Genomic DNA, 6,361 nt, shown 5'->3' on the forward strand with positions numbered 1-6,361 from the left:
GTTACTAGCGGAGGCACTGTAACGGGTGCTACTAGCGGAACAAATGCCGCATCTGTTGTCCAAACCTTAACCAATACAGGAACAACTACAGCTACGGTTGTGTACACCGTTACGCCAACTAATGCAGGCTGTAGTGGTACTACATTTACTATAACAGCAGTTATAGGACCAAATATTTCTGCATCAGCTGGTAACCCGGCAACGCTTTGTAATAACGGGACATTCTCTGTTAATCCAACATCTAGTAATGCAAATTTAAAATATACCTGGACAGCCAGCTTAATCAGCGGCAGTAACCTTACCGGATTTAGCGATGCYACTACGGCCGTTAGTGGTCCAATTAGCCAGGCTTTGGTGAACAACTCTGCTACCGGTGCAACAGTTCGGTATACTGTAACTCCGGTTTTAGACAATTGCAGCGGCAACACATTTACATTTGATGTTACTGTACAGAGTGCGGTTACGCCTGGAACTATTGCGGCTAACCAAACCATTTGTGCCAATACTACCCCAACACCCATTAGTTCTACAGCCAATGGTACAGGGGCGGGCACAATAACTTATACTTGGGAAAATTCTACTAATGGCACTACATGGAATACAATTGCAAGTGCAACATCGGCAACTTATGCACCAGCAGCTTTAACCCAAACTACTCAATACCGCAGAACAACAGTATCTACCCTAAACGGAACAGTATGCCAATCGGCAACCACGAGTCCGGTTATCATTACTGTGGGGACAGCGAGTACAATCACTACCCAGCCAATCAATCAAAATGTTCGGGCTTTATCTAATGTTACTTTAAATGTAGCCACAACTGGAGGCACTGGTACAAGCCAATATCAATGGCAAGTAAGTACTGATAACGGAACTAGTTTTACCAATATTACTGATGGTAGTTTATACAGTGGAGCTACAACTAATTCCTTAACCATTACCGGAGTAAATGGTACAATAGAAGGTTATAAATATAGAGCGTTAATTACACAAACTGACAATGCCTGCGCCACTGTAATTTCAAATGTTGTTAATCTTAACATAGATTCTGACAGGGATGGTGTTCCTGATAACATCGACCCAGATGATGATAATGATGGTATTCCAGATACAGTAGAAGGAACAAGTGATTTTGATCATGATGGCATTCCGAATTATCTGGATATAGATTCAGATAATGATGGTATCGTTGATGCAATAGAATCAAACGGAAATCCAAATAACGATCCTGATAAGGATGGGCGTTTTGGTACAGGAGCCTTTGTCGATACTGATGGTGATGGATTAGCTGATGCGGTTGATCCCAACAATGGAGGGACACCTTTAGTTATTCAGGACAAAGACAAAGATGGGAAGCCAAACTATCTGGATCTCGATTCTGATGGTGATGGAATACCTGATACCTATGAAGCCGCTTTTTATATTATAGATGGCGAAAATGATGGTATTATTGGAACCGGACCTATTATAGATGCTGATAAAGATGGCCTTTCAGATTTAAACGATCCAGATTTTGTGACCGTTAGCCCACTATTTAATCAAGATAGGGATTTCGATGGCCTTTCAAATTACTTGGATATTGATGCCGACAACGATGGAATTATAGATATTATTGAAGGTTTACCAACTACTTTATATGCTGCGCCTACTGGATCGGATACAGACGGGGATGGCATTGATGATGCCTATGATGTAAATAATGGTGGACTTATTTCTGGTTATTCTAACGTAGATGGAGGTAATGCACCCGATTACGTAGATACTGATGCCGAAAACGATGGATTTAGAGATTGGCTCGAAAATGCAGTAACTAGCCCATTAGAAGTTGATCTTAAAAACAATCAAACAGGTGCGTTAATACCTGATGAAATTATGGATCTATTACCTGATGCTGATGGCGATGGGTTAGCTGATATTTATGACAATGACAATGGAAATACCAATCCAATAGGTTACGCCACCAATGGAGGTCAAACACCGCTTTCAATGCCTGATGTYCAGGTACCGGGAGGAGAAAGAGATTGGAGAAGTTCATCAGATTATGATAAAGATGGCATTCCTGATGGAGCTGATCTGGATGATGATAACGATGRTATTTTAGATACTGTAGACGGCATGCTTGATACAGGTGGCAGAGATGGTTTACCGAACTATCATGACCTGGATTCGGATGGCGATGGTATTCCAGATGTAATCGAAGCTGGTGGCTCAGATTCAGATAATAATGGTTTGCCAGGAATCGGTTTAATCGGCTCCACTAATGTAGATGCCAATGGAGTTCCTTTGGCTGCAAACGGAGGCTATACTCCACCAGACAAAGACGGTGATGGTACCCCTAATTTCCTGGATCCTGATTCGGATAATGATGGTATTAATGATGTAATAGAAAACGGTGGACCTGATGTAGATGGTGATGGAAAAGTGGGGACAGGTTTAGTTAATGATTTTGATAATGACGGTATTGTTGATATTGTCGATGATTATAATAATACTACGGGTACTTTAGCTGGCGATCCTTCAGGTACTCCGATAACGGTTAAAGATAACGACGGTGATGGTATTCCGAATTACCTTGATCTAGATTCTGATGGTGACGGTATTAAAGATTCGGTAGAAGGGGTAACAGATATAGATGGCGATGGTATTCCGAATTTCTTAGACCTTGATTCTGATGGAGACGGTATTCCTGATAATATCGAAGCACAGAGTACCGCCGGCTATGTTACACCTTCAGGCGTTGATGCCAATAATGATGGTTTAGATGATGCTTACGGACCTAATGGAATTTCAGTTGTAAATACAGATGGTGCAGACCAACCAGATTACATGGATTTAGATTCAGATAATGATGGCGACAGCGATACCATAGAGGCGTACGATACCGATAATAATGGTATTGCTAATATAGTGGCGTTGGGTACTGATGCAGATAAAGATGGTTTGGATGATGCTTTTGATAATAACGATACTGCATATAATTCAACAAATGGCCAAACGCCTACCTCATTCCCTAACTTAGATACTCCGGCAACAACAGAAAGAGATTGGAGAGAGGATTATAATATTGCACCAATTGCAACTGTTCCAACTTCAATTTCGATAATTGAGGATACGCCAAATGCAGTAAGTGGAATCAGCTTTGCCGATGCCGATGCCGGCAATCTGAACGTTGTAGTTACATGGAGCGTTCCATCCGGACAGGGAACTTTAACCGCCATTAGCGAAGCGGGCATAGCCATTGCTGGAACGGGTACTAATGCAATAACGATTACAGGAAGCATAAGTGCAATTAATAGTTTTATTGCAGCCAATAAAGTAACCTATGCGCCTTTTGCAAACGCAAATGGCAATGTTACCTTAACTGTAAATATTAACGATCAAGGTAATACAGGCGGGCCAGCGTTAAGCGATACAAAAACGGTAACATTAAGTATTCAGCCGGTCAACGATATTCCTTCAGTAGCCAATGTTGCTAAAAATGGAACTGAAGATATCAATGTTGTTTTTACAACAACAGATTTTACCAGTCAATTTACAGATGTAGATGGCACATTAGCTAAAATACAGGTGTTAACTTTACCTCCAGCTGCACAAGGAATACTTAAATTGAATGGGGTAGATGTGGCCGTTGGACAGGAGATTACAGCAGCAGATTTAGTCAATCTTATTTTTGTGCCTGCGCCTAACTTTAACGGTAGTGTATCATTTAGTTATAATGGTAGCGATGGAACTGATTATGCAAATGCGCCAGCAATTGTGAACATTAATATCACCGCCGTTAACGATAATCCGGTAATTACTGCGGTATCGAAAGCTGGGGCGGAAGATATAACATTAACCTTTGCAGTAAGCGATTTTACCAGTAATTTCACAGATGCTGATGGAGACCCATTAGCCAAAATTCAAGTTGTATCGCTGCCTCCTGCTACTCAGGGAGTGTTGAAACTTAACGGAACTAATATTGTTGCCGGGCAAGAAATAGCAGTGGCAGATTTGGCGAACATTACATTTGTTCCTGCGGCGAACTTTAATGGTTCAGTTACCTTTAAATGGAACGGAAGCGATGGTACAGCATATGCAACTGCACAAAATGATGTAAACATTATTATTGCGCCGGTTAATGATGTACCAACTATTACCAATATTAATTTAACTACTGTAGAAGATGTTAACCTGTCATTTACGTTAGCAAACTTTACCAGCAATTTTAGTGACCTGGAAGGAGATGCCTTATCAAAAATACAGGTGTCAAATCTTCCTCCAAATGTACAGGGTACACTATTGCTAAATGGTTCTGTAGTATCTTCTGGCCAGGAAATATTGGTGTCCGAAATTTCTAATCTGGTTTTTATTCCGGCACTAAACTTTAATGGAAATGTTAGTTTTAACTGGGCCGGAAACGATGGTACATCATACTCAGCAATTGGTAGTGTTAATATATTGGTTACCCCGGTAAATGATCAGCCAGTTGTTGATGATTTTGGTAAAACAGGAGATGAAGATGCAGTTATCCCTTTTACTCTAACAGATTTTACCGATCGTTTTACCGATGTGGAAAACGATGTCTTAACAAAAATTCAGATCGTAAGCCTTCCTGCTAATGGTCTACTTAAATTAAATGGGGTAGACATTACTACAGGACAGGAAATAAATAGGGCCGATTTAGATAAAATAACATTCGTACCTAATGCCAATTTTAATGGTTCGTCTAGTTTCAACTGGAATGGTTCTGATGGAACAGCTTACGCCAATGCTATTAAAAATGTCAACATTACAATAAATCCAATAAACGACGCACCTTCATTTGTAAAAGGAGCAGATCAGCTGGTGAATGCGGCCGCTGGTGCGCAAACCGTAAATAATTGGGCTACAGCTATAGCGGCTGGTCCGGCTGATGAAGTTGCAAACCAAACGGTCAACTTTGTAGTGAGTAATAACAGTGGCACCTCGTTTACGGTACAACCTGCTATCGATGCCTCTGGAAACTTAACTTATACACCTTCAGGAAACTTTGCTGGCAAGGTTACTGTAACTGTAGTGTTAAGTGATAATGGAGGTACCGCAAATGGCGGTGTAGACCAAAGTGCAGCACAAACTTTTATCATTTCAATTAAACCTGTAGGACTAACAGACAACGCAAACACCTTGGTAAACACACCGGTTACTACCGATGTTAAAACCAATGATGGTGCAACAGCTACCAATACAACTGTATTAGCAGGGAATGGTGCACATGGTACAACCACAGTTGATGCAACCGGAAAAGTTACTTATACACCAAATGCAGGTTATACCGGAACGGATAGTTATACTTATACTTTAACAACAGCTGATGGGGTAGTGAGCGATCCGATTACGGTTAATGTGAGTATCTATCCAACTGTGGTATTATCAGGACCAACATCGGTTAATGAAAATGCAGGAGCGGTTAATTATACGGTTACCCTTACGGGAACAGCCGGAACAACCCTAGCATCGCCAGTAACTGTGGTTACCGGAATAACGCCAAATACCACAAATGCTGCAGATTATAACTTTAGCAGCTCGACCGTTACTTTCCCAGCGGGATCGGTTGTTGGGGCAGCAAGTGGTACCATCACTTTCCCTGTGGCCATAGTTGATGATAATATTCTTGAAAATACAGAAGATTATACAGTTTCTATAGGATCGATTACCGGTCCGGCATCTTTAGGCAATGCAAGTGTAAACACATCAATTGTTGATAACGATAACGCTTCTATTGCCATCAACAATATTTCGGTTGCTGAAAACATTACCGGCGGTTTAGCCACCTTCACGGTAACCTTAACAGGATCAGTACAGAACAGCTTCACGGTTAATTTTGCTACTGCCGATGGCACAGCAGTTCAACCGGGCGATTATACCACAACTACTGGAACGGTTACCTTCCCGGCAGGATCGGTAAGTGGCGCTACGCAAACTTTTACCATTCCGGTGATCAACGATAATATTACCGAAACTAGCGAAACTTTTACAGCGACACTTTCAGGAATAACCGGGCCAACAACCATTGCTACAGCAACCGGAACAGCCACCATTACCGATAACGATGCTGCAACGGTAAGTATTTCGGCAACACCAAACAGTTATGGCGAAGCTGCAGGAACGGCTACCTTTACGGTAACCTTAAGTAATGCCATTCAAGATGAATTTACAGTTGATTATAGCACTGTAGATGGCACTGCCACTGCAGGAGCAGATTATACTGCTAAAAACGGAACCATTACTTTCCCGGCCGGATCAGCTGCAGGAGCTACTCAAACCTTTACTGTTGCGATTACGAACGATAATCTGGTAGAGCTAAGCGAAACTTTCGCTGCAACATTAAGCAATGTAACAG

1 protein-coding gene is annotated in these 6,361 nt (G+C 41.5%); it reads left to right on the plus strand.

The window, feature by feature from the left end:
- Positions 1 to 6,361: tandem-95 repeat protein (locus tag AC1DPQ_RS14335; protein WP_477609890.1), on the plus strand; the 6,361-nt coding region annotated here is incomplete at both ends.

It is taken from the genome of Pedobacter sp. 01T416_2, from assembly GCF_056398925.1.